This window comes from Streptomyces sp. NPDC007917 (assembly GCF_042959105.1).
Taxonomy (GTDB): domain Bacteria; phylum Actinomycetota; class Actinomycetes; order Streptomycetales; family Streptomycetaceae; genus Streptomyces.
In genome coordinates this window covers 222,147-248,320 of the sequence record NZ_JBIBKK010000010.1, presented here as the reverse complement: position 1 = coordinate 248,320, position 26,174 = coordinate 222,147, and the positions used below count along the sequence as shown (strand labels likewise).

Annotated in this window: 23 protein-coding genes and 1 tRNA gene; 11 read left to right on the top strand and 13 right to left on the bottom strand. The window is 74.7% G+C overall.

The features are described 5' to 3' along the window. Positions 1–6: 6 nt before the first annotated feature. Genes ACFZDL_RS22265 through ACFZDL_RS22245 form a run of 5 tightly spaced genes read right to left on the bottom strand, consistent with a single transcriptional unit; the run spans position 7 to position 5,725 of the window. The gene (locus ACFZDL_RS22265; protein WP_353593659.1) at positions 7–1,530 is read right to left on the bottom strand and encodes an MFS transporter; all 1,524 of its coding nucleotides are present in this window, start codon (positions 1,528–1,530) and stop codon (positions 7–9) included. Beyond that, entirely contained in the window at positions 1,527–2,747 is a 1,221-nt protein-coding gene (locus tag ACFZDL_RS22260) for a nucleotide disphospho-sugar-binding domain-containing protein (protein WP_353593658.1), read from the bottom strand. The genes ACFZDL_RS22265 and ACFZDL_RS22260 overlap by 4 nt, the downstream gene beginning before the upstream one ends. Continuing rightward, positions 2,735–3,088, bottom strand: a complete 354-nt coding sequence (locus ACFZDL_RS22255; protein WP_353593657.1) for a phosphopantetheine-binding protein — start codon at positions 3,086–3,088, stop codon at positions 2,735–2,737. Before ACFZDL_RS22255 ends, ACFZDL_RS22260 begins: the two co-directional genes overlap by 13 nt. 58 nt (positions 3,089–3,146) lie before the next feature. Further along, complete coding sequence (locus ACFZDL_RS22250; protein ID WP_353593656.1) at positions 3,147–4,703, bottom strand: AMP-binding protein; 1,557 nt, start codon at positions 4,701–4,703, stop codon at positions 3,147–3,149. Further along, positions 4,694–5,725 carry a ketoacyl-ACP synthase III family protein gene (locus tag ACFZDL_RS22245; RefSeq protein ID WP_353593655.1) on the bottom strand — a complete coding sequence of 344 codons (1,032 nt, stop codon included), beginning with the start codon at positions 5,723–5,725 and terminating at the stop codon, positions 4,694–4,696. Before ACFZDL_RS22245 ends, ACFZDL_RS22250 begins: the two co-directional genes overlap by 10 nt. A gap of 178 nt (positions 5,726–5,903) precedes the next feature. Between ACFZDL_RS22245 and ACFZDL_RS22240 the strand changes: the two genes are divergently transcribed. The 5 genes from ACFZDL_RS22240 (at position 5,904) to ACFZDL_RS22220 (ending at position 11,890) form a co-directional block, all read left to right on the top strand. After that, positions 5,904–7,004, top strand: a complete 1,101-nt coding sequence (locus ACFZDL_RS22240; RefSeq protein WP_353593654.1) for a glucose-1-phosphate thymidylyltransferase — start codon at positions 5,904–5,906, stop codon at positions 7,002–7,004. After that, positions 7,001–7,969, top strand: coding sequence for a dTDP-glucose 4,6-dehydratase (gene rfbB / locus ACFZDL_RS22235; protein ID WP_353593653.1), 969 nt, complete (start codon positions 7,001–7,003; stop codon positions 7,967–7,969). Before ACFZDL_RS22240 ends, rfbB begins: the two co-directional genes overlap by 4 nt. Continuing rightward, on the top strand, positions 7,966–9,723 hold the full coding sequence (locus ACFZDL_RS22230; protein ID WP_353593652.1) for an FAD-dependent oxidoreductase: 1,758 nt from the start codon (positions 7,966–7,968) through the stop codon (positions 9,721–9,723). The genes rfbB and ACFZDL_RS22230 overlap by 4 nt, the downstream gene beginning before the upstream one ends. Beyond that, positions 9,723–10,982 carry a nucleotide disphospho-sugar-binding domain-containing protein gene (locus ACFZDL_RS22225; protein WP_353593651.1) on the top strand — a complete coding sequence of 420 codons (1,260 nt, stop codon included), beginning with the start codon at positions 9,723–9,725 and terminating at the stop codon, positions 10,980–10,982. Before ACFZDL_RS22230 ends, ACFZDL_RS22225 begins: the two co-directional genes overlap by 1 nt. A gap of 128 nt (positions 10,983–11,110) precedes the next feature. Continuing rightward, positions 11,111–11,890: an NAD-dependent epimerase/dehydratase family protein gene (locus tag ACFZDL_RS22220; RefSeq protein WP_353593650.1), complete on the top strand. Its 780-nt coding sequence runs from the start codon at positions 11,111–11,113 to the stop codon at positions 11,888–11,890. Here the strand turns inward: ACFZDL_RS22220 and ACFZDL_RS22215 are convergent. Continuing rightward, on the bottom strand, positions 11,809–12,474 hold the full coding sequence (locus ACFZDL_RS22215) for a dTDP-4-dehydrorhamnose 3,5-epimerase family protein (RefSeq protein WP_353593649.1): 666 nt from the start codon (positions 12,472–12,474) through the stop codon (positions 11,809–11,811). The genes ACFZDL_RS22220 and ACFZDL_RS22215 overlap by 82 nt on opposite strands. A gap of 114 nt (positions 12,475–12,588) precedes the next feature. On the opposite strand from ACFZDL_RS22215, the gene ACFZDL_RS22210 reads away from it, so the two are divergent. From ACFZDL_RS22210 to ACFZDL_RS22185, 6 genes are all read left to right on the top strand, one after another. Continuing rightward, positions 12,589–13,644: an NAD(P)-dependent oxidoreductase gene (locus ACFZDL_RS22210; RefSeq protein ID WP_353593648.1), complete on the top strand. Its 1,056-nt coding sequence runs from the start codon at positions 12,589–12,591 to the stop codon at positions 13,642–13,644. A 70-nt stretch (positions 13,645–13,714) separates the two neighbouring features. Next, the gene (gene rfbH, locus ACFZDL_RS22205) at positions 13,715–15,142 is read left to right on the top strand and encodes a lipopolysaccharide biosynthesis protein RfbH (RefSeq protein ID WP_353593647.1); all 1,428 of its coding nucleotides are present in this window, start codon (positions 13,715–13,717) and stop codon (positions 15,140–15,142) included. After that, positions 15,142–15,909 carry an SDR family oxidoreductase gene (locus ACFZDL_RS22200; RefSeq protein ID WP_353593646.1) on the top strand — a complete coding sequence of 256 codons (768 nt, stop codon included), beginning with the start codon at positions 15,142–15,144 and terminating at the stop codon, positions 15,907–15,909. Before rfbH ends, ACFZDL_RS22200 begins: the two co-directional genes overlap by 1 nt. A gap of 44 nt (positions 15,910–15,953) precedes the next feature. Next, positions 15,954–17,159, top strand: coding sequence for a nucleotide disphospho-sugar-binding domain-containing protein (locus tag ACFZDL_RS22195; RefSeq protein WP_353593645.1), 1,206 nt, complete (start codon positions 15,954–15,956; stop codon positions 17,157–17,159). Positions 17,160–17,231: 72 nt separating this feature from the next. Next, positions 17,232–18,656, top strand: coding sequence for an NDP-hexose 2,3-dehydratase family protein (locus tag ACFZDL_RS22190; RefSeq protein ID WP_353593644.1), 1,425 nt, complete (start codon positions 17,232–17,234; stop codon positions 18,654–18,656). Continuing rightward, the gene (locus ACFZDL_RS22185; RefSeq protein ID WP_353593643.1) at positions 18,653–19,669 is read left to right on the top strand and encodes a Gfo/Idh/MocA family oxidoreductase; all 1,017 of its coding nucleotides are present in this window, start codon (positions 18,653–18,655) and stop codon (positions 19,667–19,669) included. The genes ACFZDL_RS22190 and ACFZDL_RS22185 overlap by 4 nt, the downstream gene beginning before the upstream one ends. A gap of 57 nt (positions 19,670–19,726) precedes the next feature. Here ACFZDL_RS22185 and ACFZDL_RS22180 read toward each other — a convergent pair. The 7 genes from ACFZDL_RS22180 to ACFZDL_RS22150 all read right to left on the bottom strand — a co-directional run bounded on the left by ACFZDL_RS22180 (position 19,727) and on the right by ACFZDL_RS22150 (position 26,160). After that, positions 19,727–19,800: transfer RNA gene (locus ACFZDL_RS22180), tRNA-Lys, on the bottom strand. A 56-nt stretch (positions 19,801–19,856) separates the two neighbouring features. Continuing rightward, positions 19,857–20,420 carry a bifunctional DNA primase/polymerase gene (locus tag ACFZDL_RS22175; RefSeq protein ID WP_353593642.1) on the bottom strand — a complete coding sequence of 188 codons (564 nt, stop codon included), beginning with the start codon at positions 20,418–20,420 and terminating at the stop codon, positions 19,857–19,859. A gap of 124 nt (positions 20,421–20,544) precedes the next feature. After that, positions 20,545–20,910, bottom strand: a complete 366-nt coding sequence (locus tag ACFZDL_RS22170) for a hypothetical protein (RefSeq protein ID WP_353593641.1) — start codon at positions 20,908–20,910, stop codon at positions 20,545–20,547. Between the two features lie 61 nt (positions 20,911–20,971). Next, a complete protein-coding gene (locus ACFZDL_RS22165; RefSeq protein WP_353593640.1) occupies positions 20,972–22,345 on the bottom strand; it encodes an AAA domain-containing protein in 1,374 nt (457 codons plus the stop codon). Next, positions 22,342–23,958 (bottom strand): hypothetical protein, encoded by a 1,617-nt coding sequence (locus tag ACFZDL_RS22160; RefSeq protein ID WP_353593639.1) that lies wholly within the window; start codon positions 23,956–23,958, stop codon positions 22,342–22,344. The genes ACFZDL_RS22165 and ACFZDL_RS22160 overlap by 4 nt, the downstream gene beginning before the upstream one ends. Further along, entirely contained in the window at positions 23,949–25,145 is a 1,197-nt protein-coding gene (locus tag ACFZDL_RS22155) for a hypothetical protein (RefSeq protein ID WP_353593729.1), read from the bottom strand. The genes ACFZDL_RS22160 and ACFZDL_RS22155 overlap by 10 nt, the downstream gene beginning before the upstream one ends. Continuing rightward, complete coding sequence (locus tag ACFZDL_RS22150; RefSeq protein ID WP_353593638.1) at positions 25,126–26,160, bottom strand: phosphatase PAP2 family protein; 1,035 nt, start codon at positions 26,158–26,160, stop codon at positions 25,126–25,128. Before ACFZDL_RS22150 ends, ACFZDL_RS22155 begins: the two co-directional genes overlap by 20 nt. Positions 26,161–26,174 lie beyond the last annotated feature (14 nt).

Here is a 26,174-nt window from a genome sequence, read left to right as displayed (position 1 = left end):
CTCTCCTCAGGTGGACGGTTGCGGGGCGTCGGCGGGGGCGGTGGGCGTGGGGGCGGCGGGGGTGGTGGCGGGCCGGGGGCCGGGGGCGGTCAGCCGTACGTCCGGGATGAGGAGCGCGAGCGCGAGACCGGCCAGCATCACCCCGGCGGCGCACCGGAACACCGTGTCGGTGGCCAGGACGTAGGCGTGCACCGCGTGTGCCGTGCCCGGGTGTCCGGAGTAGCGGTGCTCCAGGACCGCGCCGAGCACCGCGGCCCCGCACGCCTTGCCCAGCATCAGGAAGAACCGGGTGCCGGTGGTGATGACGCCGAGACTGCCGGGCGGCGCGGCCGCCTGAGCGGTCTGCAGGACGACCTGTACGACCCCGCCGAGCCCGATGCCGAGCAGCACCAGCAGCAGCCCGAGCGCCAGCCCCGAGGTGTGCGCGTCGACCGTGCCGAACAGGGCCAGGGCGAGCGCCGCGACGGCGGTGTTCGCCACGAGCAGCGGCTTGTAGCGCCCGATCCGGGTGATCACCACCCCGGACACGCCCATGACGACCATCACCCCCGCGGCCACCGGGGCCAGCCGCAGCCCGGCGTCGCCCGCCGGCACGCCCCGGGCGATCTGCAGATAGGCGACGATGAACAGCGGGGAGGCCAGCACCGCGAAACCACCGAGGAACTGCAGCGGGGCGGCGATCCGGAACACCGGGTCGCGGAAGAGCGACATCGGCAGGATCGGGTCCGCCACCCGCGTCTCCCACCAGCAGAACAGCACGAGCAGCGCGGTGCTCGCCGCGCCCAGCGCCAGGATCGGCGCGGAGGACCAGGCGTAGTGCTCCCCGCCCCACTCGGCGACCAGCAGCAGCCCGGTGGCGCCCGCGGTGACCAGCGCCGCGCCCGTCACATCCACGCGGTGGCCGGTGGCGCGGTGCGGCAGCCGCAGGGTGGCCAGGGTGATGGCGATGGAGACGGCGCCCAGCGGCAGATTGACGTAGAAGATCCAGCGCCAGGACAGATGCTGGGTCAGAAACCCGCCGAGCAGCGGACCGGCGAGGATGCCGAGGGCCACCAGGCCGCCGCCCATGCCCATGCCACCGCCGCCGCTGCCCTGCCGGGGCGGGTAGACGGTGGCGAGGATGATCAGCGTCAGGCTCATCAGCCCGCCGCCGCCCAGGCCCTGCAGGGCGCGGTAGGCGATCAACTGGCCCATGTGGGTGGCGGTTCCGCACAGCGCCGAGCCGAGGAGGAAGACGAGGACGGAGAAGAGGTAGACCCGCCGGGGGCCGAGCGTGTCGCTGAGCTTCCCGTACAGCGGCTGGGACGCGGTCGCGGCCAGGGCGTAGGCGGTGATCAGCCAGGGGATGGCGCCGACGCCGCCGGCCGGGTCGAGGTCCTGGGCGATCGGCCAGGCGGCGGTGGCCACGATGTTCTCGTCGAGCAGCGAGAGCAGCATGGTCAGCAGGGCACCCAGCGAGAAGAGCTGGATCTGACCCTCGGACATGGTGGGCGTCGCGGATTTCGTGGACGGGTCGGGCCCCGTGCTCATGACGCGGCGGCCAGGGCCGGGGCCCGGTCGGTGGCCGTGGCGACGAGCTGTTCGAGGTCCGCGGCGACCCGCGCGGGCGAGGGCATGTGCCGTACCTCGTCCGCCAGTTCCGCGGCGGCCCGGCGGTGTCCCTCGTCCGAGAGCAGGGCGGAGATCGCGGCGCGCACCCGCTCCGGGTCGTCCTGCGCCGCCGCGGTGTCCAGGCTGATCCCGGCGCCCGCGGCGGCCAGTCCCTCGCCGACGGTGAACTGGTCCAGGAGCTGGGGCAGGACGAGCTGGGGCAGCCCGGCCGCGGTGGCCGTCAGCGCGCTGCCGCAGCCGCCGTGGTGGACGACCGCGTCGCAGGTGTGGAGGAACAGGTTCAGCGGGGTGGGGTCGACGATGCGTACGGCGGAGGGCACCGGGCCCACCTGGTCCCGGAAGCGCGGGTCGACGGTCACCACGGCCTCGACGTCCGCCCCGCCCGCGTCCCGCGACCCGTCCAAAGAGGCGAACGCCTCCAGCACATGGCGCAGCAGCGGCAGCCCGTTCGTGACCAGGGTCTGCCGGCCCAGGGTGACACACACCCGTCGGCCGGCCGGCCGTTCGGCCACCCAGTCCGGCCTGGTGCCCACGCCGTTGAACGGTACGAACCGGATGGGTGTGCCGGGCGCGGCGTCCGGGGCCTGGAGCGTGGGCGGACACGGGTCGAGGACGGCGTGCGGCTCGGGCAGGCCGTCCATGCCGAGACGGCGGCACAGCCCGTCCAGGAAGATGGCGGCGATCGGCCGGGCCGGGCCGGTCAGCGGGTCCACACCCCAGCGGTGGTGGACGGCGGGCACGCCCAGGGCGCCGCCGATCATCAGCGAGGTGTAGTCGAACTGTTCCCCCACGACCAGGTCCGGCCGCCACTCGCGGGCCACGTCCAGATAGCCGCGGACCAGGTAACGGGCGTGCGTGGCGTACACCTTGGCGGCGCCGGGCAGGACCTCCTTGTTGCCGCGGCCCAGGGCCTGCAGCGGCCGGATGCCCGGGGGCAGATAGGGCAGCACCGAGTCGTTGCCGTAGTACGGGGCGCCGACGCTCACGCTGCTCAGCCCGGCCGAGTGGGCCGTCTTCTGGATGTCGGGCTGGCCCATCACCAGCACCTCGTGGCCCGCGGCCCGCAGCGCCCAGGCGAGCGGGATCATCGGGGCCAGATGGGACGGCGAGGGCGTGGTCGTCATCAGGACGCGCATGTGGGCTCCTCGCGGGAGGCGGAGGCGGAGGCGGAGGCGGGGCCGGGGCCGGGGCCGGGGCCGGGGCCGGGGGTGTCGCGCTGCGCGGTCAGCACCCGCCACAGCGCGGCGGGGGTGGCGAAGGTCTCCCCGCTCAGCGCGGCGTCGGGGAAGTCCACGCCGTAGGCCTCCTCCAGCCGGACCAGGAGCTCGATGGTGGCCATGGAGTCGAGCCCGGCCGTCTTCAGGTCGAGGGCGGGGTCGAGCGGCGCGTGGCGGGAGTGCTGGGGAAGGACACCGAGGACCAGGTCCTCGAAGCGCTGCTCCCAGGGGCCGGACCGGCCGGAACGATCCGAGTGCATGGCGGTGACCTCTTCCTTGTCTGTTCCTGAGGGTCTGTTCCTGAGGGGAGCTGTTCTGCTAGCGAGGGGAGGTGCGGAGCATCCGCCGCAGCCGCTGCTTGTCCGTCTTGCCGTTCGGGGTGAGCGGGAGCGCGGCCAGGACCCGGCAGTCGGCCGGGACCTTGGAGCCCTCCAGCCGTTCGCCGAGCGAGCCGAGGACGCGCTCCGGCGTCAGCTCGGTGACGGCGAAGAGCGTGAGGTCCCCCTCCGGGCCGGGAGGGAGCACGGCGGCGGCGGTGACCCCGTCGATGTCCAGCGCCGCCGCCTCGATCTCCAGCGCCCCGGTCAGCACGCCGCGCCGCTTGAACAGGTCGTCGCGGCGCCCGTGGAAGTAGAGGTGGCCGTCCTCGTCGAGATGGCCGAAGTCGCCGGTGTGCAAGGTCACCTCGCCGGTCAGCGGATCGGTGCGGAACCGGGCCGCGGTGAGCTCGGGCGCCCGCCAGTAGCCCCGCATGACGTGCGGGCCGCGGACCGCGATCTGCCCGGTGCGCCCGGCGGGCAGCGGCTGCCCCGCGTCGTCCAGGACGGCCACGACGGTGCCCGGCAGGGCGGTGCCGACGGAGCCCGGTTTGGCGAGGTCGCCGTCGGGTTCGAGCACGGTGATCCGTTTGCACTCGGTGATGCCGAACATCGGCGCCACCGCCGCGCCCGGGAACGCCCGCCGCAGCCCCGCGATCAGCGGGGAGGTGAGCGCCGCGCCGGTGTTGGTGAACAGCCGGACGGGCGGGGCGGCGGCGGAGCGCTCCCGGGCGGCCAGCCGGAGCAGCATCTCGGCGAGCGAGGGCACCACGGGGACGACGGTGACGCCGTGTTCGCGCACCGCCGCCATCAGCCCGACGTGGTGGTCCGGCTCGGTCAGGACGGCCTCGGCGCCCGCGAGCGAGGCCAGGAGGATCTGGTAGAGGCCGTAGTCGAAGGAGAGCGGGAGGGCGGTGAGGACGACGTCGTCCGCGCGATAGCACAGCCGGGAGGCGATGGCACGGGCCGCGAAGCAGATGGCCGTGTGCGGGCACATCACGGCCTTGGGCGCGGCGGTGGAGCCCGAGGTGTAGATGAGCAGCGCCAGGTCGTCGGGGGACACCGGCGACTCATCCCCGGCGGCGGCCTTCGGCGGCGGCCGTAGCGCCAGCGCCTCCACACACCGCCACACCTCGTCCAGGTCATGGACGGGGCGGCCCGTCACCTTCCGCAGCCCCGGCAGCGTCGCGGGGTCGTCGGCGCGGGCGACGACGAGCGCGGGGTCGCAGTCCTCCGCCACCGAGGTCAGATGGAACGGCCGCATCGCCGGATTGACCGGGACGAACACCGCCCCGTGGCGCACCGTGCCGAACAGCATGGCGGCGAACTCCCGCCGGCTGCCGACCCGGACCAGCACCCGCTCGCCGCGCCGTACGCCCCGCTCGTCCAGCCAGTCCGCGAACGCCGCCGCGTGTGAGGCGAGTTGGCGGTAGGTCCACGCGCCCGTACGGTCCCTCACCGCCCAGGCGTCCGGCCGGGTGGCCGCGGCGGTCTCCAGCAGGGCGTGGACGGTGCCGGAGGTGGCCTGGGGCGGGCCCGGGGCGGTGGTCACGTCCACCGCGGGACCTCGGTGATCTCCAGGAGGGCGGTGGTGCAGGTGAACCCGGACCCGCCGCCGAACAGCAGCACCCGGTCACCGGGCCTGACGCCGTCGGTCTCCACCAGGTGGGCCAGACCGGCGGCCAGGTCCCCGCCGCCGATGTGGCCCGTGGTGCGCCCGTACTCCCAGGTGGTCTGCCGCTCCTCCACGCCGAGCAGATGGTGCAGCTGGTACTCGCCCTTGCGCCGCCCGGTCGCCGGGATCACCACCTTCGCCAGGGCGGAGGAGGGCAGGCGGGCGGCGGCCAGCGCCTTGACCTTCGCCTGCAGCATCACCCGGGCGTGCCGCAGCGCGGCCTCGTCCTCGTCGTGTTCGGCCTTGTACTGGCGGGACCGCCGGGTCAGGTCGAGCGGGGTGCGCGCGGCCGGGGACACCGGGTGGAACGGCTCGTCGCCGCGCGCCATCGGCTCCAGCGAGTTGTCGGCCACGGTCGCCGTGGACAGCAGCCGGGCGAATCCGCCCCGGCGGGAGAGGACCATGGCGGTGGCGCCGTCCCCGTACACATGGTCCTCGTGCAGGGACCACCGGTTGACCCCGGGACCGTCCCAGCGGTCGGCGGTGGTGAGCATCACCGCCGAGCCGCGCGCCCCGGCGGCCAGATGGGTCGCGGCCAGCTCGATACCGCCGACCCCGATGTTGCAGCGCTGCTGTACGTCCAGCGCGGGCACGGTGCGCCCCACCGTGCGCTGGGCGATGTACGAGCCGGCCGGCCAGACGTCCAGGCCCTGGAACCACAGGCTGCCGTGGAGCAGCAGCCCGAACTCCTTGGGGGCGATGCCGGAGCGCTTGAGCGCCGTCTCGGCGGCGTGCACGGCCATGTCCGGCGGGGCGATCCCGTCGGGGGCGACGAGCACCGACCGGTAGCCGAAGACCTCGCACCGCTCCTCGGTCAGCTCCCCGGACCGTACGGCGGCCTCGACGGCCACCGGTTCCGGAAGCCAGGTGCCGACCGCGGCGATGTGGATGTTCTCCCAGCGCATGGACTCTCTCTCCTCCGACGCCGCACTCGATGTGCCGGACGCGGGAGATGGTCGGCAATGCGGCTCAAGCCGGGCTGGAGGTCCGGTACACGGCGGACCGGCGGCGGGGTTCACCGGTCTTCGAGGGGTCCTCGACCGGGCGCTCACATGCTCGCGCTGTCCGCTAAGGAGGACTTACATGAAGGCTCTCGTGCTGTCCGGCGGGTCGGGGACCCGCCTGCGCCCGTTCAGCTACTCGATGCCCAAGCAGCTCATCCCCATCGCGAACAAGCCGGTCCTCGAACACGTCCTGACGGCGATCCGCGACATCGGCGTCACCGAGGTCGGCATGGTCGTCGGCGATCGGCTCCGGGCGATCGAGGCGGCGCTGGGCGACGGTTCGGCCCTCGGAGTGCGGATCAGCTACATCCCGCAGGCGGAACCGCTGGGGCTGGCCCACTGCGTCGCCATCGCCCGCGACTTCTTGGGCGACGACGACTTCGTGATGTACCTCGGCGACAACATGCTCCCGGAGGGAGTGGCGGACGTCGCGGCCGAGTTCCGCGCCAAGCGGCCCGCGGCGCAGGTGGTGGTGCACAAGGTCCCCGATCCGCAGGCGTTCGGGGTGGCGGAGGTGGCGCTGGACGGCTCGGTGCTGCGGCTGGTCGAGAAGCCCGCCCGGCCGCGCTCGGACCTGGCGCTGGTCGGGGTGTACTTCTTCACCCCGGCCGTCCACGAGGCCGTGGCCGCGATCGCGCCGAGCGCCCGCGGCGAGCTGGAGATCACCGACGCCGTCCAGTGGCTGGTCGACCGGGGCGAGGCGGTACGCGCGAGCGAGTACGCGGGCTACTGGAAGGACACCGGCCAGGTCGAGGACGTCCTGGACTGCAACCGCGAGCTGCTGCGCACCCTCACCCGCTCGGTGGCGGCGGACGTGGACGAGGCCAGCGAGATCACCGGCCCGGTCGTGGTCGAGTCCGGCGCCCGGGTGGTGCGCTCCCGGATCGAGGGACCGGCGATCATCGGCGCGGGCACGCTGGTGGAGGACAGCCACGTGGGGCCGCACACCTCGGTCGGCAGCGGCTGTGTGCTGCGGGACACCCGGCTGGACGACTCGATCGTGCTGGACGGCGCCTCCCTGGTGCGGGTGCGCGGACTGTACGGCTCGGTCATCGGCCGCTCGGCGGCCATCGCCACCGTCCCGGCCCCGGAGGCGGCCCCCGAAAGGGCCGTGTCCACCGCCACGAGCCGCCACCGGCTCGTCGTCGGCGATCACACCCGTATCGAGGTGGCCGCGTGAGGATCCTGGTCACCGGTGGCGCCGGCTTCATCGGCTCCACCTACGTCCGCACCCTGCTCGCCGACGGCTACCCCGGCTGCGCGGGCGCCCGGGTCACCGTCCTGGACAAGCTGACCTACGCCGGACACCGGGACAGCCTCCCGGCCGCCGACCCGCGCCTGACCTTCGTACGCGGCGACATCTGCGACGCCGCGCTGCTGAACGAGGTGCTGCCGGGCCATGACGCGGTGGTGCACTTCGCCGCCGAGTCGCATGTCGACCGCTCCCTGGAAGCCGCCGCCGACTTCGTGACCACCAACGCGTGCGGCACCCAGATCCTGCTCGACGCCTGTCTGCGCGCCCGCGTCCCCCGGGTGGTGCACGTGTCCACCGACGAGGTCTACGGCTCCATCGAGCACGGCTCGTGGACCGAGGAGTGGCCGCTCGCGCCCAACACCCCCTACGCGGCGTCCAAGGCGGCCTCCGACCTGATCGCCCGCGCCTGCTGGCGCACCCACGGCCTCGATGTGTCGATCACCAGGTGTTCCAACAACTACGGCCCGTACCAGCACCCCGAGAAGCTCATACCGCTGTTCGTCACCAACCTCCTGGAGGGCAAGCAGGTCCCGCTCTACGGCGACGGCTCCAACATGCGCGAGTGGCTGCACGTCGAGGACCACTGCCGCGCCATCCACCTGGTACTCGACCGAGGCCGGGCGGGCGAGATCTACAACGTGGGCGGGGGCAACGAGTACACCAACGCCGCCCTGACCCGGCGGCTGCTCGAACTGTGCGGCGCCGACGAGCGCATGGTGCGCCATGTCCCGGACCGCAAGGGGCACGACCTGCGCTACTCCCTGGACGAGACGAAGATCCGCGAGGAGCTGGGCTACGCCCCGCGGGTGCCGTTCGACACCGGCCTGGCCGCCACCGTCGCCTGGTACCGCGACAACCCGGGCTGGTGGAAGCAGGTGACCCGCGGATGAGCCCGACGCGGCAGCACCTCCCGGAGGACGCCCCGGGGCCACGGGAGGCCCCGCACCCGCGGGACACCCGGCGGGAAGCCCCGCGGGACCACGCCGCCACCCAGGTGCTCGTGGTCGGCGCCGGGCCCGTGGGGCTCACCACGGCGCATGAACTGGCCCGGCGCGGGGTGCGGGTACGCCTGGTCGACGGCGCCCCGGGCCCGGCCACCACCAGCCGCGCCCTGGCCACCCACGCGCGCACCCTGGAGACCTACGACCAGATGGGCGTGGCCGAGGAGCTGGTCTCCCGCGGACAGCGGGTGGAGCACTTCACCCTGCACCAGAACGGCCGCCGCCTCATCCGCCTGGACACCGACTACAGCCGGCTGCCCACCCGCTTCCCCTTCACCCTCATGGTCGACCAGGTGATCACCGAGGAGGTGCTGCGCCGGGCCGCGGCCCGGCACGGGGTCGAGGTGGAGTGGGGCGTGCGGCTGACCGGGTTCGAGGACCTGGGCACCGCCGTACGCGCCCGGCTGCGCCACCCGGACGGCAGCGTGGAGGAGGCGCGCGCCGGATGGCTGGTCGGCTGCGACGGCGGACACAGCACGGTACGGAAGAAACTCGGGCTGCCGCTGCTCGGCGACTCCAGCGAGACCTGGCTGATCGCGGACGCGGTGGTGGAGTGCGATCTGCCGCGCGACAGCATCCACTGGATGCGCACCCCGGCCGGGACCGTGATGATGGTGCCCTTCCCGGAGCCCGGCAAGTGGCGGCTGCTGGACACCACGGACGTCGAGTACGGCGGTGGCGAGGCGCAGGACGCGGACGTGGCGCGGCGGTTCGCCGCCAAGATCCGGGCCGGCACCGGCCGCCCGGTGCGGGTGGACACGCCCAGCTGGGTGTCGGTGTTCTCCATCCAGCAGCGCATGGTGCCCCGGATGGGCGTGGGGCGGGTGTTCGTCGCGGGCGACGCGGCCCATGTGCACAGCCCCGCCTCCGGGCAGGGCATGAACACCGGCGTCCAGGACGCGGTCAACCTCGCCTGGAAGCTCGCCGCCGTCGTCCGCGGCGAGGCGGGCCCGCGGCTGCTGGAGTCCTACGGCGCCGAGCGGGTCCCGGTCGGCGAGCGGCTGCTGCACTCCACGCGGTTCGCCACTGCCCTGGTGCAGCTGAAGAGCCGTACCGCCGCCTCGCTGCTGCGGACGGCGTTCGGCGTGGTCCGCGCGCTGCCGCCGCTCAAGGCCCGTATCCAGCGCCGGATCATGGGCGGTATGACCGCGCTGGACCTGGTGTACCGGACCGGGCCCGCGGTCCTGGGGGAGGCGGCGGGCACCCGCGTGGCCACGGTCGGGCCGCGGCGGGCGGCGCGCAGCCCCGGGTGGCGGGAGCTGATCGCCGAACTGGCCGAGCCCGGCTGGACGCTGCTCGCCTTCGCCACCCCGGACCAGTACCCGTCGCTGTGCGCGCTCGCCGAGGCGTACGGGGGCGCTCTGACCGTCCGTACGGTCGTGACGGCCGTGCCCGTCATGCCCGAGGGCGCTGTGGAGAGCGCGCCGGGGCCGCTGGCCGACCCGGGCGCCCGGCTGCGGACCGATCTGCGCGCGACGCCCGGCGGCTGGCTGCTGATCCGGCCGGACGGCTACGCGGCGGCCCGCGGCACGGCCGCGGACCGCCCGCGCGACGCGTTCGGGGCGCTGGGGCTGCGGCCGGTGCTGCACCTGGTGGCACGGCCGGCCGGGACGCGGCCGAAGGCGCAGGGGGGCGAGGGCTGATGCGTGTCCTGTTCGTGGTGTCCAACTGGCCCGGCCACTGGTTCTCCATGGTGCCGCTGGGCTGGGCGCTCCAGGCGGCCGGACACGAGGTGCGGGTGGTGTGCGCGCCCAGCCAGGCCGAGCCGGTGGGGCGGGCCGGACTGACCCCGCTCGCCGTCCTCGACGCGCCGGACCTGGCGTTCATGGCCCGGCTGCTCAACTACTCGGCCGCGCAGGGCGGACGCTGGCCCTACCGGGAGCTTCCGCCGCATCCGGTCACCGGCCGCCCCGTCGCCTCGCTGGAGGAGTTCGAGCCGGGCGCCTGGCTGCGGGACCACCATGAGCACCTGGTCGACATGGCACACCGCTCCACCGACGCGGCGGTCTCCTTCGGCCGCTGGTGGCGGCCCCACCTGGTGGTGCACGACCTGCTGAGCCTGGAGGGGCCGCTGGTCGGGCGGGTGCTTCGGGTGCCCGCGCTGCTCCACCTGTGGGGCCCGGTGGGGCCGGAGGACCGGGTGCGCGGTGTGCCCCTGGTGCCGCTGGACACCAGCCGCGCCTTCCAGCGCTACGAGGTCGGGGCGCTGCGGCGGGAGACCTACGAGTACGCGATCGACCCCTGCCCGGCCGGCGCCGCCCCGCCGCTGACCGCCCACCGCATCCCCGTACGCCATGTGCCCTACAACGGGCCCGGGGCCATGCCGCCGTGGCTGCAGGCGCTGCCCGAGGCGGGCGGGCCGTTCGGGCGGCCCCGGGTCTGCGTGGTGTGGGGCACTTCGGTGAGCGTCACCTTCGGGCCCGGCTCCTTCGCCGTCCCGAAGGTGGTGAAGGCGCTGGCCGAACTGGACGCCGAGGTGCTGCTCACCGTCACCGGCGCCGACCGGGAGCGGATCGGCACCCTGCCGCCGGGGGTGCGGCTGCTGGAGCACACCCCGCTCCATCTGCTGCTGCCCTCCTGCGATCTGGTGGTCCACCACGCCGGCGGGGGCTGCGCCATGACCGGTCTTGCCGCCGGTGTGCCGCACCTGATGCTGCCGTGCGGCCTCGACCAGGAGACGATCGCCGCCCGGATCGTGGAGGCCGGCGCGGGCATCGCCCTGCCCAACGCCACCGCGGACGTACCGGCCATCCGCGCGGCCGCCCGCACCCTGCTGGGCGATTCGTCCTACCGGGCGACGGCGCTGCGGCTCCAGGAGGAGATGGCGGCGGGGCCCCACCCCTCGGCGCTGGTGGCCCGGCTGGAGGAGCTGGCCGCGGGCGCGCTGCTGGTACGCGGCTGAGCGCCCGCGCACCGGCGCATCCGCGCACCCGCCACCCACCCACCGCACCCCCACCCACCTACCGCACCGCCTGTGCGCCACCGCACGCCCCCACCCACCGCACCGACTCTCGAACTTCAGGACGTGGCATGGAGATTGTGGGAAACGGGTTCCTCGCCCGGAGCCTTGAGCCGATCGCCCATAAGCACCCGGAGACCGTGGTCCTCGCGGCCGGTGTGTCATGGGCCAGCGGCACCTCGGACGCGGACTTCGCGCGCGAGGCGGCGCTGCTGCGGGAGGTGGCGCGGGGGTGCCGGGCCACCGGGCGGCGGTTGCTGTTCTTCTCCACCGCCGCCACCGGGATGTACGGCGCGGTGGACGGCCCCGGGCGGGAGGACAGCGCGATCGTCCCCTGCACCCCGTACGGGGCGCACAAGCTGGGCCTGGAGCGGCAGTTGCACGCCTCCGGCGCCGACTGGCTGGTGCTGCGCCTCGGCCATCTGGTCGGCCCCGGGCAGCCGCCGCACCAACTGCTGCCCGCGCTGGTGCGGCAGATGCGGGAGGGCCGGGTCCGTATCCACAAGGGGGCGGCGCGGGATCTGATCGACGTGGGGGACGTCGTGCGCGTCATCGACCTGCTGCTGGCCCAGGACCTGCGGGGCGAGACGGTCAATGTGGCCTCCGGGGAGGCGGTTTCCGTGGAGCGGATCGTCGACCACCTGGAGCGACGGCTGGGCCTGGCGGCGGACCGGGAGTACCAGGAGGCCGGGGCCCAGCACGTCATCTGCACCGAGAAGCTGCGGGCCCTGGTCCCGCAGACGGCCCGCATGGGCTTCGGCCCCGGCTACTACCGGCGGGTCCTCGACGCCTTCGCGAGGACCTGCGCGGTCGGCCCGGCCGTGCCGGCGGTGCGCAGCTGCCGTTCGTAGAGCTCGCGACAGGCGTCGTAGGTGGCCAGCAGCCCCTGGTCGGCGGCCTCGGCCAGGGACGGGGCGCGGGCGTCCTTCTCCGAGATCAGGGGCTCGCCGCTGAGCCCGAGGTGCCACGGCAGCCCGAGCGCGGGGTCCAGCGGCTGGAGGTCGATCTGGGTGCCGGGGACGTACTGCGTCGAGCACAGATAGCTGATGCAGGTGTCGTCGGTGAGCGCCACGAAGCCATGGCCCAGGCCCTCCGCGACGTACACCGCGGTGCCCTCGTCGGCGTCGAGCGTGGTGGTGTCGTACGCGCCGAAGGTGGGCGACCCGAGCCGCAGGTCCACCACCACGTCGAGCAGGGCCCCGCGCACACACGTCACGAACTTGGCCTGGCCGGGCGGCAGCCGCACACCGTGCAGGCCGCGCAGCGTGTTGCGGACCGACACGGAGTAGTTGACCTGCAGCGGGACGAACACATGGCCTGTCCGCCGGGCCAGTTCCCCGTACGCGTACGACTCGAAGAAGCTGCCGCGCGTGTCGGTGTGGTGGCGCGGCACGACGCGGTAGGCGTCCGGCACGGCGGTCTCATGGATCTCCATGGTCGCCCGACGGTAGGCGGTGCGGGTCGAGGAGGACTCGAGTCACGGCGAGGACGATGGCGGCGCTGTCAGAGGACGGCGCTGTTCGGAAGAGAACGCCGTGAGGAGACGCCGATGGTGTCGCAGGCTGCCGGGATGTCGGCCGTCGTACTCGGGGGCACCGGCTCGCTCGGGCGCCGTATCAGCGAGGTCTTCGAGGCGGAGGGCGCGCGGGTGCTCACCGTCTCCCGCTCCGCCGCCGGCCGGCCCTCCGGCGGGCGCCACATCTGCCTGGACCTGACCGGAACACCGCCCGCGCGCCTCGCCGCCGTGCTGGCCGGGGCGGGGGCGGACATCGTGGTCAACGCCGCCGGCCTGGCCTGGGGCGGCGGCGAGGAGGAGCTGGCGGCGGCCAACGCCGGGCTGGTGCGCCATCTGGTGGAGGCCGTCGCAGCGCTGGCGCACCGGCCCCGCCTGGTCCAGCTGGGCACGGTCCACGAGTACGGCCCGGTGGCGCCGGGCACGGCGATCACCGAGGGGCTGCCCCCCGCGCCGGTGTCCGCGTACGGGCGTACGAAACTGCTCGGCGCGGAGGCGGTGCTGCGCGCGGCGCGGACCGGCGCGGTGGACGGCACGGTGCTGCGGATCGCCAATGTCCACGGCCCCGGAGCGCCCCGCACCAGCCTGCTGGGCGCGGTCGCCCACCACCTGGCCGAGACGGCGCGCGGCCGGTCCGCGCAGGGCGCCCTGCGGCTGGCCCCGCTGACCGCGCGGCGCGACTTCGTGGACATCAGGGACGTCGGGCAGGCCGTGCTGGCCGCGGCGACGGCGCCGCGGACCGATGCCGTCCTCGGCGCGGTCGTCAACATCGGCTCGGGGCGGGCGGTGGCGGTGCGTGAGCTCGTCGACCGGATGATCGAGCTCAGCGGGGTCGAGGCACCGGTGGTGGAGCGGGCGGGCAGCCGGCCCGGGAGCCCCGCCGGGAGCGGCGGCCCGGGGCCGGCCGGGAGCGGCGCCGACTGGCAGCTGCTGGACATCTCCGCGGCGCGGCGGCTGCTGGGCTGGCGGCCGGTGTACGGCATGGACCGCTCGCTGCGGGACCAGCTGGCCGCCGCGGGGCTGCCGCCCGACCGGGTGTCGAGAGCGGTTCGAGCCGCGGGCGGAAGTGTCCGGCCCGTACGGAACGGATGACGGCACAGCGGTGGCTGGTCCCCCGGACAGGGCCCAGCGGTGAGCGGTTACGGACAGGAAGGACATGGCGATGAGCGACCACAGGGCGCTTGTTCTCGACGAGGTCCGCAAGTACCACCAGGAGCGGGAGCAGCGGGAGCCCCGCCGGGCGTTCGTCCCCGGAGTCACCGAGATCTGGCCGTCGGGCGCGGTGCTGGACGAGGACGACCGGGTGTCGCTGGTGGAGGCGGCCCTGGAGATGCGGATCGCCGCGGGGCGCAGTTCGCGCAAGTTCGAGTCCGCGTTCGCCCGCAAACTGGGGCTGCGGAAGGCGCATCTGACGAACTCGGGCTCCTCGGCGAACCTGCTGGCCGTCGCCGCGCTGACCTCACCGCAGCTGGAGGACCGGCGGCTGCGGCCGGGGGACGAGGTGATCACCGTCGCGGCGGGGTTCCCCACCACCGTCAACCCGATCCTGCAGAACGGTCTGGTGCCGGTCTTCGTCGATGTCGACCTGCGTACGTACAACACCACCGCCGAGCGGGTCGCCGCCGCCATCGGCCCGCGCACCCGCGCCATCGCCGTCGCCCACGCGCTGGGCAATCCGTTCCCGGCGACCGAGCTGGCCGAACTCGCCGAGCGCCACGAGCTGTTCCTCATCGAGGACAACTGCGACGCGGTGGGCTCCCGCTACGACGGCCGGCTGACCGGCACCTTCGGCGATCTGACCACCGTGAGCTTCTACCCCGCCCACCACATCACGATGGGGGAGGGCGGCTGTGTGCTGACCTCGAACCTGGCGCTGGCGCGGATCGTGGAGTCGCTGCGGGACTGGGGCCGGGACTGCTGGTGCGAGCCGGGGGAGTCCAACAAGTGCCTCAAGCGCTTCGACTACCAGATGGGGACGCTGCCCGCGGGCTACGACCACAAGTACATCTTCTCCCACGTCGGTTACAACCTGAAGGCCACCGATCTGCAGGCGGCGCTGGGGCTGACCCAGCTGGCCAAGCTCGACGACTTCGGCGCGGCGCGCCGCCGCAACTGGCGGCGGCTGCGCGAGGGCCTGGACGGTGTGCCGCATCTGCTGCTGCCCGAGGCCACCGAGCGCAGCGACCCCAGCTGGTTCGGGTTCGTCATCACGGTGGCGCCGGGGGCCCCGTTCGGCCGCGCCGAGCTGGTGGACTTCCTGGAGTCCCGGCGGATCGGCACCCGCCTGCTGTTCGCGGGCAACCTCACCCGGCACCCGGCGTACACCGGGCTGCCGCATCGGGTGTCCGGCGACCTCGGCAACAGCGATCTGATCACCGAGCGGACCTTCTGGGTCGGGGTCTATCCCGGTCTGACCGAGGAGATGCTGGACTACGTCATCGCGTCCATCCGCGAGTTCGTGGCGTCCCGCGGGGCGCGTGGCGCGGGCCGGGCGCGGGCCCGGTCGGAGACCGGACACCAGACGGAGACCGGACACCAGGCGGCGACCGGACAGCAGGCGGCGACCGGACACCAGGCGGCCACGGCGTGATGGACCTCGGTCTGGAGGGACGTACGGTCCTGGTCACCGGCGCCACCGGCGGCATCGGGCGGGCCACCGCGCGCGCCTTCGCGGAACAGGGCGCGCGGGTGGCGGTGGCCTACCGCCACCGGCGCGAGGCGGCCGAGGCGTTCGCCGCCGAGCTCGGCGGCGGGGCCGGCGAGAGCCGGGCGTTCGCCGTGCCGTACGCGCTGGACGACCCCGCCTCGCCGCGGTGGGTGGTGGCCGCGGTGGAGCGGCGCTGGGGCAGCCTGGACGTGCTGGTGGCGAACGCGTGGCGGTGGGGGCTGCGGCGCGGTCCGCGCGAGCGGTTCGAGGATGTACCGGAGGAGGAGTGGCTGCCGGTCGTCTCGGACAACCTGGCCCCCGCGATCCGTACGGTCCAGTGCGCCGTCGCCGGGATGCGCGAGCGCGGCTGGGGCCGGATCGCCCTGGTCTCCTCGCACAACGCGCTGGACGGCGCCCGCGGCCAGGAGTTCTACGGCGCGGCGAAGGCCGGGCTGCACGGCCTGGCCCGGAGCCTGATGTGGGACGTGGGCGGCGACGGGGTGCTGGTCAACGTGGTGTGCCCGGGGCTGACCACGACCGAGCGGGTGCTCACCGGGCTGCCGGGCGCGGTCCGGGAGCGGGAGCTCGCCGCCACGCCCACCGGGCGGCTGAGCACGCCCGAGGACATCGCCCGGGCGCTGTTGTTCCTGTGCTCGGCGGCCAACGGCAACATCACCGGCGAGGTGTTGACGGTGTCCGGCGGGCGGTGAGCGAGCCCCCGGCCACCGCTCTCCCGAACTTCCGGAGGAGTTCCGTGCGCGTTCTGTTCACCACCTGGTCCTCGGGCGGGCACCTCGCCCCGCTGGTGCCGCTCGCGCGGGCGTTCCTGGCGGCCGGCCACCACGTGCGGGTCGCGGTGCCGTCCGGCTGCGCGGCGGCCGTCGCCCACGCCGGTCTGCTGCCCGTCCCGGTCGGCACCCTGCCCACGGCGTCCGGCGCCGCCGGTGCGGTGCCCCGCCGCACCGTGAGCCGGCCCGCGGACTGGCCGGTGCGGCCCGCCGGGCTCGGCGCGGAGGAGCGCGCCGTGCTGCGCGCCCTCGGTGACAAACAGGTGCGGATCGCCGAGGCGATGGCGCAGGGCCTGGTGGCCTTCGCCCGCTGCTGGCAGCCCGGCCTGGTGGTGCACGACGCGAGCGCGTACGCGGGCACGGTGGCCGCGGCGGTGCTGGGGGTGCCCGCGGTCGGCCAGATGTGGGGGAGCGCGGCGGTGCTCCGGCTGGACCGGCAGGATCTGCACGGCCCGCCGCTGCCCGGGTACGCCCGGCTGATGCGGCGTTACGGCGTGGACCCGGCGCACGAGCCCGACCTGTGGCTGGACCCGTGCCCGCCCAGCCTGGCCCTGCCCTCGCCGGTGCGGCGGATGGCGGTGCGCTTTGTGCCGGACGGGCAGGGGGCGCCGGACGGGCAGGACGGAGCGCCGGACGGGCAGGGGGCGCCGGAGGGGCAGGACGGAGCGCCGGACGGGCAGGACGGAGCGCCCGGCGAGGGCGAGGCCGCGTACCGGGTCGGTGTCGCCTGGGACGACGCCGGCGGTCCGCCCGAGGCCGTACGCTCCGCCCTGCGCCACGCCGAGGCGCGAGGCGCGGAGGTGGTGTTGTGGCCAGGCCCGGGAGCGGGAACGCCGCCGTACCCGCTGCCGGCGGGCTGCCGGGCCGTGCTCCACCAGGGCGGCGGTACGGCCGTCGTGGCCGCCGCCGCGGCGGGGGTGCCGCAACTGGTCGTCGCGCCGCGCCCGGAGCAGCAGCTCAACGGGGCGCGGCTGGCCCTCGCGGGCGCCGGGCGCCTGGTGCCGGTGGACGCGTCGCCCGCCCGTCTCTTCGCCGAGCTGTCGGCGCTGCTCGAGCGGCCCTCGTACGCCGCGGCCGCGCGCGAACTGCGCGCCGAGGTACTGGCGATGCCGGGGCCCGACGAGGCGGTGACCAGGCTCGTAAGCCCGGCGCAAGCCTCCCGTGCACCATAGGCACACGACACAAGGCCACACCGGTACCGCCCGTCCACACCCACTCGTCTCTCCAGCCCGAGGAGCAGCCCCGTGTCGACCACCAGCCTGCCGACCCGCCCCGTACTGCGGCCCCGGGAGGACCCCGGGCTGCCCGCCCGGCTGGCCCGGTCGGCCGCCGCGGGCCAGGGGGCCCGGCTGCGCACCGAGGACTTCGGCGGCTGGCTCGCCGACCGCGGGCGCGCGCACGACTTCAGCGTGGACCGCATCGCGTTCGCCGAACTGGACGGCTGGTCCTTCGAGTCCGGCACCGGCAATCTGGTGCACCGCAGCGGGCGCTTCTTCACGGTGGAGGGGCTGTCCGCCGCCACCGACGAGGGCCCGTACCACCGCTGGCACCAGCCGATCATCGTCCAGCCGGAGGTGGGCATCCTCGGCATCCTGGCCAAGGAGTTCGACGGGGTGCTGCACTTCCTGATGCAGGCCAAGATGGAGCCGGGCAACCCCAATCTGCTGCAGCTCTCGCCCACCGTGCAGGCGACCCGCTCCAACTACACCAAGGTGCACAAGGGCCTGGACGTGAAGTACCTGGACTACTTCGTCACGCCCGGCCGCGGCCGGGTCCTGGCCGACGCCCTGCAGTCCGAGCACGGCTCGTGGTTCTACCGCAAGAGCAACCGCAACATGATCGTCGAGGCGCTGGACGACGTCCCGCTGTACGACGACTTCTGCTGGCTGACCCTGGGACAGATCAATGAACTGCTCCACCGGGACCTGGTCATCAACATGGACGCCCGCACGGTGCTGTCCTGCATGCCGGAGTACGGACAGGAGCTCGGGACCGGGCGCGGGCCCGGCGGCGGGGAGCGCGCGCTGCACACCGACGCCGAGCTGCTGTCCTGGTTCACCGGCGAGCGCTCCCGGCGCGAACTGCGCGCCGAGCGCGTTCCGCTGGCCTCGGTGCCGGGCTGGGTGCGCGGCGAGCGGTCCGTCGACCACGAGGAGGGCCGGTACTTCAAGGTGGTGGCGGTGTCGGTACGGGCCGCCAGCCGCGAGGTGAGCCGGTGGACCCAGCCGCTGTTCGAGCCGGTGGGGGCAGGGGTCACGGCGTTCGTGGCGCGGCGGATCGGCGGGGTCCTGCATGTGCTCGCGCACGCCCGCGTCGAGGGCGGCTTCCTCGACACGGTCGAGCTCGGCCCCACCGTCCAGTGCACCCCCGGCAACTGGGACCATCTGCCGTCCGAGGACCGGCCGCCCTTCCTCGACCTGGTCCTCGCCCCCCGCAGCGGCCGGGTGCGGTACGAGGCGGTGCACTCGGAGGAGGGCGGGCGGTTCCTGAACGCGAACAGCCGCACCCTGGTCGTGGAGTGCGAGGACGCCCCGCTCGACCCGCCGCCGGGATACCGCTGGGTCACCCCGGCCCAGCTGCGCTCGCTGGTCCGGCACGGCCACTACGTCAACGTCCAGGCGCGTACGCTGCTGGCCTGCCTGACAGCGATGGGAGGGGACGGCCGATGAACGACGCGCCGATGAGCGACGCCAGGCTGCGCGTCGGGGTGCTGGGCTGTGCCGGTTTCGCGCGCCGCCGGATGCTGCCGGCCATGGTGGCCGCGCCCGGCGCCGAGGTCGTGGCGGTGGCCAGCCGGGACGCGGCCAAGGCCGTGGAGACGGCGCGGACGTACGGCTGCCGCCCGGTGACCGGGTACGCCGAACTGCTGGCGCTGGAGGAGGTGGAGGCGGTGTACGCACCGCTGCCCGCCGCCCTGCACGCTGTGTGGGTGGAGGCGGCGCTGCGCGCGGGCAAGCATGTGCTGGCGGAGAAGCCGCTCACCACCGACCGGGCGCGCACCGCCCAGCTGCTGGCCCTCGCCCGAGAGCTGGGCCTGGTGCTGATGGAGAACGTGATGTTCGTCCACCACGGCCGGCACGAGGCCGTGCGCAAGGCGCTCGCCGAGGGGGCGATCGGCGAGCTGCGCGCGCTGCACGCGGCGTTCGCCATCCCCCGGCTCCAGGACACCGACATCCGCTACGACCCCGAGCTGGGCGGCGGCGCGCTGTGGGACGTCGGCGTGTACCCGGTGCGCGCGGCGCTGCACTTCCTCGGCCCCGAGCTGCGGGTCGCGGGCGCGGTGCTCAGCCACGGCGAGGGGCGGCGGGTCGACACCTCCGGGGCCGCCGTGCTGCACACCCCCGAGGGGGTCACCGCCCAACTGACCTTCGGACTCGACCACCCCTATGTGGCCATGTACGAGCTGTGGGGCACCGAGGGGCGGCTGACCGTGGAGCGCGCCTACACCCCGCCCGCCGACTTCGAGCCGACGATCCGGCTGCGGCGCGCGGACGGCGACCAGGAGCTGCGGGTGGCGCCCGACGACCAGGTGGCGAACACCCTGACCGCCTTCGTGCGGGCCGTCCGGGACGTCCAGGGCGGCCGGGAGGCGCGGGACGGCCGGGCCGCTGTGCTGCGCCAGGCGGAACTGCTGGAGGAGATCCGGGAGGCGGCGGCACGTACCGTCACGCCCCAGCACTGAACGTGCGTCGAACGCGAAGGCCCCCTCGCCGTGACGAGGGGGCCTTCGCACTGTCTGTGCGCCGCCAGGGACTCGAACCCCGGACCCGCTGATTAAGAGTCAGCTGCTCTAACCAACTGAGCTAGCGGCGCCTGCTGACGTAGAAGACCTTAGCACCCGGATCCGGCGGAGTGAAAATCGATATCCCTCACCCCGGAAAAACGGCGGGTGTGCTGGTCACAGCGGTGCGGCCGAGGAGCTGGGACGCCGCGCGAGCGGCCCTGACGCACGCCCACAGCAGCGCCTCGGGGCCGGGCAGCCAGGGGCGCCGGACGTCGGGGGCGACCAGCCAGCGGCCCTCGGCGGTGGCCGTCTCCTCGGGGTACGGCGGCGGGACGGTGACCGCGTCGCCCCAGCCGTAGCAGAGCAGCGGCGGCGCGGACGCCGCCCACTCCTCCCAGCCGAGCAGCGCGGCGAGCCGCCGGGCCGCGCCCGGAGCGGCGAACAGCATGACGCGGCCGCGCTGGGTCGCCACCGGGCCGGTGCCCGGCCCGTCGGTCCATAACCGGCTCACCACCCGGCGGCCGAAGAGGGCGTCCATGCTGACCACGTCGAAGGCCGTGCCGCACGGCAGGGTGACGGGCACGGCGGGGCGCTGCGCCCACAGCGTGTGCACGCTACGGGGGCAGGCGCTGGCCGAGGCGAGCCAGTCCGCTCCGGCGGGGGTGACATAGGCGGCGGCGTGATGTGAGTCCCGGGGCCATTCGCTCATGTTTCTACACTTACCGGTGGAAGAGGCTACGGAGGGGAATGAGGCAAAACCGGTACGTGACGACGAGGGGTGCGGTATCTTCCGCCCGCATATGCCAACGGCCGCATACCGCTCACAGTCGCGATCAGTCCGTCGCGTCGCCGCCCCGCATCAGCTCGCGGCCGAATTCGATCATCTTCTTGGCGTAGTCCTCGGTCCACTCCGCCCGCTCCGCGATCACGGCCGGGGTCAGCCGGTCGAACCGCCGCGGATCGGCGAGCTGGGCCGCGGCCATCGCCTGGAACTCCATGGCGCGGTCGGTCGCCGCGCGGAAGGCGAGCACGAGTTCCGTGGAGCGGGACAGCAGCTCACGCGGGTCCTCGATGGACTCCAGGTCGAAGAAGTGCGCCTCGTCCGCGACGGCCGCGGTGGGCTCGAAGAGCAGGGGTGCGGGTTTCAGCCGCCGGGGCGCTGTGCCGTGGGGGCCTTGAGCCGGATGCGGCTCGGGCATGTGATCTCTCCTCGTGAGTCGTCGTCTCTCCCCCTATTGTCGCGCCTGGGGCAAGAGCGCCTCAGGACATACCCGATGGCCGCCAGCTCACACGGTGCTCCGACAGGTGGGCCATGACCGCGTGGTTGGCCTCCCACCCGTCCGGGAACTTCACCGTGACGCCCAGCTGCACCGGCTCCGTCGACGGGTGCTCATCCAGCAGTTCGGCCACGCCGGCCCGGCACACCACGATGCACGCGTGCCGGTGCCGGGAGGCCAGCACGCACAGCCGGCCGGTCTCCAGGTGGAACTCCGTCGCGTCCGGCCGGCCCGACAGCGGGTGCAGCACCACCGTCACGTCGAACTCACGCCCCTGGAGCCGGTTGGCCGTGTCGACCGTGACCCCCACCACCCCCAGGTCGGCCAGCGCGGCCCGGACGGCCGCCGCCTGGTCCCGGTGCGCGGTGCCCACCGCGATCCGGTCCGCCGTCAGCGGCACCGGGTCCGCCGAACGCTCGCTGACCGCGGCCCCGCCCCGGTCCAGCAGCCGCCGCGCCACCAGGGCCACGGCGCCCACCGCCTCCGGGTCGGTGCGCGGCGTCCGCCGGGCGGGCAGCTCCAGCAGCCCCCAGCCCGTCTCGGCGGCCTCGTCCAGCACCCGGTCCGGGCCGGAGCCGTCGGAGGGCACGCCGAAGCGCAGCCGCCGGACGCCGTGGCCGGTGCCGCTGCGGAACGGCGTGTACGGGTAGAAGGCGTCCGAGACCAGCGGCGCGGCGGAGGCGGGCAGCCGCCAGGACACCGGCAGCCGGTGCTGCGGAAGGTGCGGATTGTGCGCCAGCAGCGTGCTCACCGCGCTCGCCGACGGGTCGTACGACAGGCCCGCCCACTGCTCCGCGCCCACCACGCTGAACGGGTCCAGCTGCCCGGGGTCGCCCACGAACAGCGCCCGCTCGAAGAGGCCCGCGACGGCCAGCAGCGCGTCCGACCGCATCTGGTACGCCTCGTCGACGATCGCGTGCCGCCACGGCTCCACGTTCTTCACGTGCGCCCACTTCGCGGCCGTGGAGACCACGACGTCGAGCCCGGCGAGGTCCGCGACCTTGGCCGAGGCGCGGACCGAGGGGTGCTGGTCGAGCACCGGGTCGTACGGGTGCGGCTCGCTGCTGTGCAGCCGCCCCACGGGCAGCTCCGGGTCCTCCCGGGCCAGCCGGTCCACCAGGTCGTCCACCTGGGCGTTGGTCTGCGCGACCACCATCAGCGGCCGTCCGGCCGCCGCCAGCTCGCGGGCCGCGCGCACCACCAGCGTCGACTTGCCCGCGCCGGGCGGGGAGTCCACGACCACGCCCCGGTGCGGGCCGTGCAGCGTGTCGTGCAGGATCGCGTCCGTCGCACGGGCGGCGGCCGCCGCGGGGTCGAACGCCTCGGCGCCACCCGCGGTCGGGTTCGGGGCGGTCAAAGGAAGTCCTCCTCGGTCACCGGATCGGGGGCCTGGGCCGCGGCCGCGTCGGGCGGGCCGCCGTGGGTCCAGGGCGTGGCCTCCGGGTCGGGCAGCTCCGGGCCGCCGCGCGGGGCGTGCTCGAACAGGGTCCAGCACACGCGGTCGCCCGCCTCCGGCACCGACCCCGGCTCGGGGGTCTTGCCCCGCCCCATGCCGCCGGTCAGCCGCACGACCAGGGCGTTCTCCTCGCCTTCCGGCGTCTCGTCCGGGTCGGCGTGGCCCGCGAACTCCCCGGTCTGCGTCCTGCCGTCGGCCAGCACGCGGTACAGCTTCACGCCCTCGTCCAGGTGCGGGCGGTCCCCGGTGCGCACCGTGACCAGCGGGCGCGGGCGGGGGACCTTCGCCTCCGACCAGGCCATGACCACCTCGGCGACCTCCCCGGCGAACGCCTCCCCGGCCAGCCGCCGCCCCGCCATCACCAGCGGGTCGTCCAGCGCCTCCTGCGCCTCGAGCTGCGCCTGCGCGGTCTCGCGGGCGGCCAGCTTCTGCGCGGCGGTCACCGCGTCGTCCCGCTTGGGCTGCGGCGGCTCCCCGGCGCGCACCCGGTCCCGGTGGCCGGTGTACGACCAGCGGTCCCGCTTCCACCGCTCGGCCACCCGTGTCCCCTCCGGGAGTGTCCGCAGCAGGTCCAGGCCCCGCCACACCGCGTCCCAGGTGGGCCGCAGCTGGCCGGCGATCAGCTCGCGGATCTCGGCCTCGGCGCGGTGCAGCTCGGCGTGGTGCCGTTCCGCGCGGGCCCCGTCCACGGCCCCGGCGGCCGCCATGCGCGCCGCGTCGTACCGGGCCATCGCGGGGGCCAGCAGCTTGTTGTCGAAGGCCGGGTCGGTGGCCGGGCCCGCGGGCGGGCACAGCAGCTGCCCGGCCGCGTCCCGCTCCGACTCGGCCCGCAGCGCCGCCTCGCCCCCCGCCATCCCCTCCGGCGGGTCGATCCAGGCCAGCAGCGCGCCCAGGTGCTGGTCCTCCAGATTGGACTGCCCGGTCGCCCAGTGCCGGGTCAGCAGGTCCGTCATCGCCTGCAGCAGGCACGACCCGGGCACCCGGGACCGCTCCCCGTAGTGCGTCAGCCACCGCCCGAGCAGCGGCACCCGCGCGGGCGCCGGGAAGGGCGTCTCCGGGTCCTGCTCGGCCGTCCGCCGGAACCGCATCGACCGGCCCAGCAGCCGTACGAATTCCACGCCCGCGCCGCTGGGCACCACCAGCTGCGGCGCGTCCGCGCACAGCTCGACCTGGACCGGCACCTTCTTCCCGGTCTCCGGGTCGGTCTCCTTGCGCTCCTCCAGGTCGACCTCGTCCGCGTACGAGTCCAGGTACGGCAGCACCACCTCGGCCAGCTCGGCGAGGAACGCGAACCGCAGATCGCGGTCGCGCGGCTGCGCCACGACCAGCAGCCGCGGGGCGTCCCGCTCGGTGCCCACCAGCGCGCCCAGCGGGGCGCCGGCCTCGCCCGCGGTGGTCAGCGGCACGAAGACCAGCGGCCGGCCGGACAGATGGCGATGGCGGACGGTCGCGACAGGCCGCGCCCGCCCGTCCCGGACGGCTTCCATCCGGGCCAGGGTCGTGATCAGCGACACACCGCCTCCACGGCCTCCGCGGCCTCCGCGGCCTCCTCGCTGGGCGTCCGGGCGGCGCTCAGCGCCTCGGCGCGCAGGGCGGCCGCGCGGCGCAGGGCACCGGCGGCGGGGTCGTCGGTGGGCGCGGCCGGGCGGTCGGTGCCCCCGGCGCCGCTCGCCTCGCCGAGGGCCGCCGCGAGCACCGCCTCGACGGTCGTCAGAGAGCCCAGCTCGCCCCGCACGCCACGGCCGAGCGATTCGACGCCGCCCGCCGCCCGGCACCGCGCCCGGCAGTGGACGGCCAGCTCGCACGCGGACAGGCACTCCGGGGCGTAGGCGGCGTCCACCGCGTCCACGGCGGCCATCAGCTCCTCGACCGGCCGGGTCACCGTGCGGCCGTCGTCCGCGAGCCGCAGGTCGAAGGTGAGGCCTTCAGGGAGCGCGGCGGCGATCTCCTCGATCCGGGTGAGGCGGGCCAGCTGCCGACGGGTGACGGCCAGCTGCTTGCGCACGTCGACCAGTTCCGCGGTGGGGAGGTTGGAGAAGTCCTTGGGGCACACCAGCAGCACCTCATGGCGCACCCGGGTGTGCGCCTGGGCGGCCACCCGCTCCAGCGCCAGCGCGTACACCCCGGCCTGCCGGGCCGCCGCGCCCACCTTCGCCGGGTCCGCCGAGCCGTCCACCATCGGGAAGGACTTGATCTCGACGACGGTCCAGGAGCCGTCGGGGTGCACCACGACCGCGTCCGGCTCCAGGAAGGCGGGGGAGCCGGCGATGTCCAGGCTCACCATGGGGTGGTCGAGCAGCGCCCAGCCCCCGGCCGCCGTGGCCTCCCGCAGGGCCAGCGCCGTACGCGCCGTGCGGCCCTGCGGGCCGGCCGCGGTCAGGTCCGGGACCGCGGTGGTGCCCGGCTCGGGCGCGGGCGAGCCGTCGCGCAGCCGCTCGTACAGCAGCCGCATCAGCGCCTCGCCGCCGTCCGCCTTGGTCCGCGCCTCGAAGGTGTTGCCCCGCTGGTGGGCGAACTGGGACTGCCCGAAGGACCCGGGCGACCCCAGGGCCTCGGCGAGGGCGAGCTTGTCGACCCCCGCGCCGTCCAGCAGCGCGCGGCGGCGGCAGCCGGGATTGGCGGCCAGCGCGGCCAGCGCGCGGGCGTCCAGGGGGTGCGGGGCGATGGCCGGGCCGCGCAGCTCAGCGAGCCGCTGCCGCAGCGCCGTCCCCGGCTGCGGCGGTCTTGCCGCCGCTGCCGCTTCGGACCGCTGCCTCGGCCTCCCTGCCGCTCCTGTCGCCGACCGTGCCTCTGTCCGCGTCCCTGCCCTGCTGTCGAGGGATCCGTTCCCGTTCACGCGCCGAAGTCTCGCACTTGTCACCGACATTCGAGGCGACATTGAGGTTTGAGGCGCCGTTCACGGCCGGAGCAGCGGTTCCGGCGGCCTGCTTGGACGGGCGGACCGAGCCGAGACGGGCCCGGATCCGGGCGGTGAGCCGCAGCGCCGGCTTGGCCAGCAGCAGCCCGACGCCCATGACGGCCGCCCCGGCGACCGCGTCGAGGAAGTAGTGGTTCGCGGTGCCCATCACCACGAGGGCGATGCTCAGCGGATAGACGATCCCGACGGCCTTGGCCCACACCGAGCGCCCGTGCCGCCACAGCACCACACCGCACCACAGCGCCCACCCCACATGGAGGCTGGGCATGGCCGCGTACTGGTTGGTGAGCCCGCCGAGCCCGCGCGGCGCGCTCGCCTCGCCGCCCCACCAGCCGTACGAGCTGTACTGCGCCATGGTGTCGACGAAGCCGTGCCCCGCGTCGAGCAGCCGTGGCGGACAGGTCGGCATCAGCGTGAAGCCGACCAGCCCGATCAGCGTGGAGACCAGCAGCCAGGTGCGCAGCAGCCGGTAGTCGGCGGCCCGGCGGCGCTTCCACAGCCAGGCCAGGATCGCGGGGGTGACCACGTAGTGCAGTGAGGCGTACGCGAAGTCGGCGGGTATGCCGATCAGCTTGTTGGTGGTGAATATGTCGTTGAGCGGGGTCTCGAAGTCTACGTTCAGCCGCTGTTCGAGATGGAGGATCCCCAGGCCGTGGCCGACGGCGGTGGACACATCGCCCCGGGCCAGCAGCCGGCCGGCCGAGTACGCCGCGTACACCACGGCTATCAGCGGCAGTTCGGTCCACCAACGTGGTCGACTGCCCTGCCATGTTCCGGCGCGGGGCGCGGTCTGGGGCATCCGGACGCTCTCCA

Bases quoted from the DNA above. Each gene is read 5' to 3' on its own strand.
- ACFZDL_RS22265 (WP_353593659.1), bottom strand. From the start codon at position 1,530: ATGAGCACGGGGCCCGACCCGTCCACGAAATCCGCGACGCCCACCATG.
- ACFZDL_RS22260 (WP_353593658.1), bottom strand. From the start codon at position 2,747: ATGCGCGTCCTGATGACGACCACGCCCTCGCCGTCCCATCTGGCCCCG.
- ACFZDL_RS22255 (WP_353593657.1), bottom strand. From the start codon at position 3,088: ATGCACTCGGATCGTTCCGGCCGGTCCGGCCCCTGGGAGCAGCGCTTC.
- ACFZDL_RS22245 (WP_353593655.1), bottom strand. From the start codon at position 5,725: ATGCGCTGGGAGAACATCCACATCGCCGCGGTCGGCACCTGGCTTCCG.
- ACFZDL_RS22240 (WP_353593654.1), top strand. From the start codon at position 5,904: ATGAAGGCTCTCGTGCTGTCCGGCGGGTCGGGGACCCGCCTGCGCCCG.
- ACFZDL_RS22230 (WP_353593652.1), top strand. From the start codon at position 7,966: ATGAGCCCGACGCGGCAGCACCTCCCGGAGGACGCCCCGGGGCCACGG.
- ACFZDL_RS22225 (WP_353593651.1), top strand. From the start codon at position 9,723: ATGCGTGTCCTGTTCGTGGTGTCCAACTGGCCCGGCCACTGGTTCTCC.
- ACFZDL_RS22220 (WP_353593650.1), top strand. From the start codon at position 11,111: ATGGAGATTGTGGGAAACGGGTTCCTCGCCCGGAGCCTTGAGCCGATC.
- ACFZDL_RS22215 (WP_353593649.1), bottom strand. From the start codon at position 12,474: ATGGAGATCCATGAGACCGCCGTGCCGGACGCCTACCGCGTCGTGCCG.
- ACFZDL_RS22210 (WP_353593648.1), top strand. From the start codon at position 12,589: ATGGTGTCGCAGGCTGCCGGGATGTCGGCCGTCGTACTCGGGGGCACC.
- rfbH (WP_353593647.1), top strand. From the start codon at position 13,715: ATGAGCGACCACAGGGCGCTTGTTCTCGACGAGGTCCGCAAGTACCAC.
- ACFZDL_RS22200 (WP_353593646.1), top strand. From the start codon at position 15,142: ATGGACCTCGGTCTGGAGGGACGTACGGTCCTGGTCACCGGCGCCACC.
- ACFZDL_RS22185 (WP_353593643.1), top strand. From the start codon at position 18,653: ATGAACGACGCGCCGATGAGCGACGCCAGGCTGCGCGTCGGGGTGCTG.
- ACFZDL_RS22175 (WP_353593642.1), bottom strand. From the start codon at position 20,420: ATGAGCGAATGGCCCCGGGACTCACATCACGCCGCCGCCTATGTCACC.
- ACFZDL_RS22170 (WP_353593641.1), bottom strand. From the start codon at position 20,910: ATGCCCGAGCCGCATCCGGCTCAAGGCCCCCACGGCACAGCGCCCCGG.
- ACFZDL_RS22150 (WP_353593638.1), bottom strand. From the start codon at position 26,160: ATGCCCCAGACCGCGCCCCGCGCCGGAACATGGCAGGGCAGTCGACCA.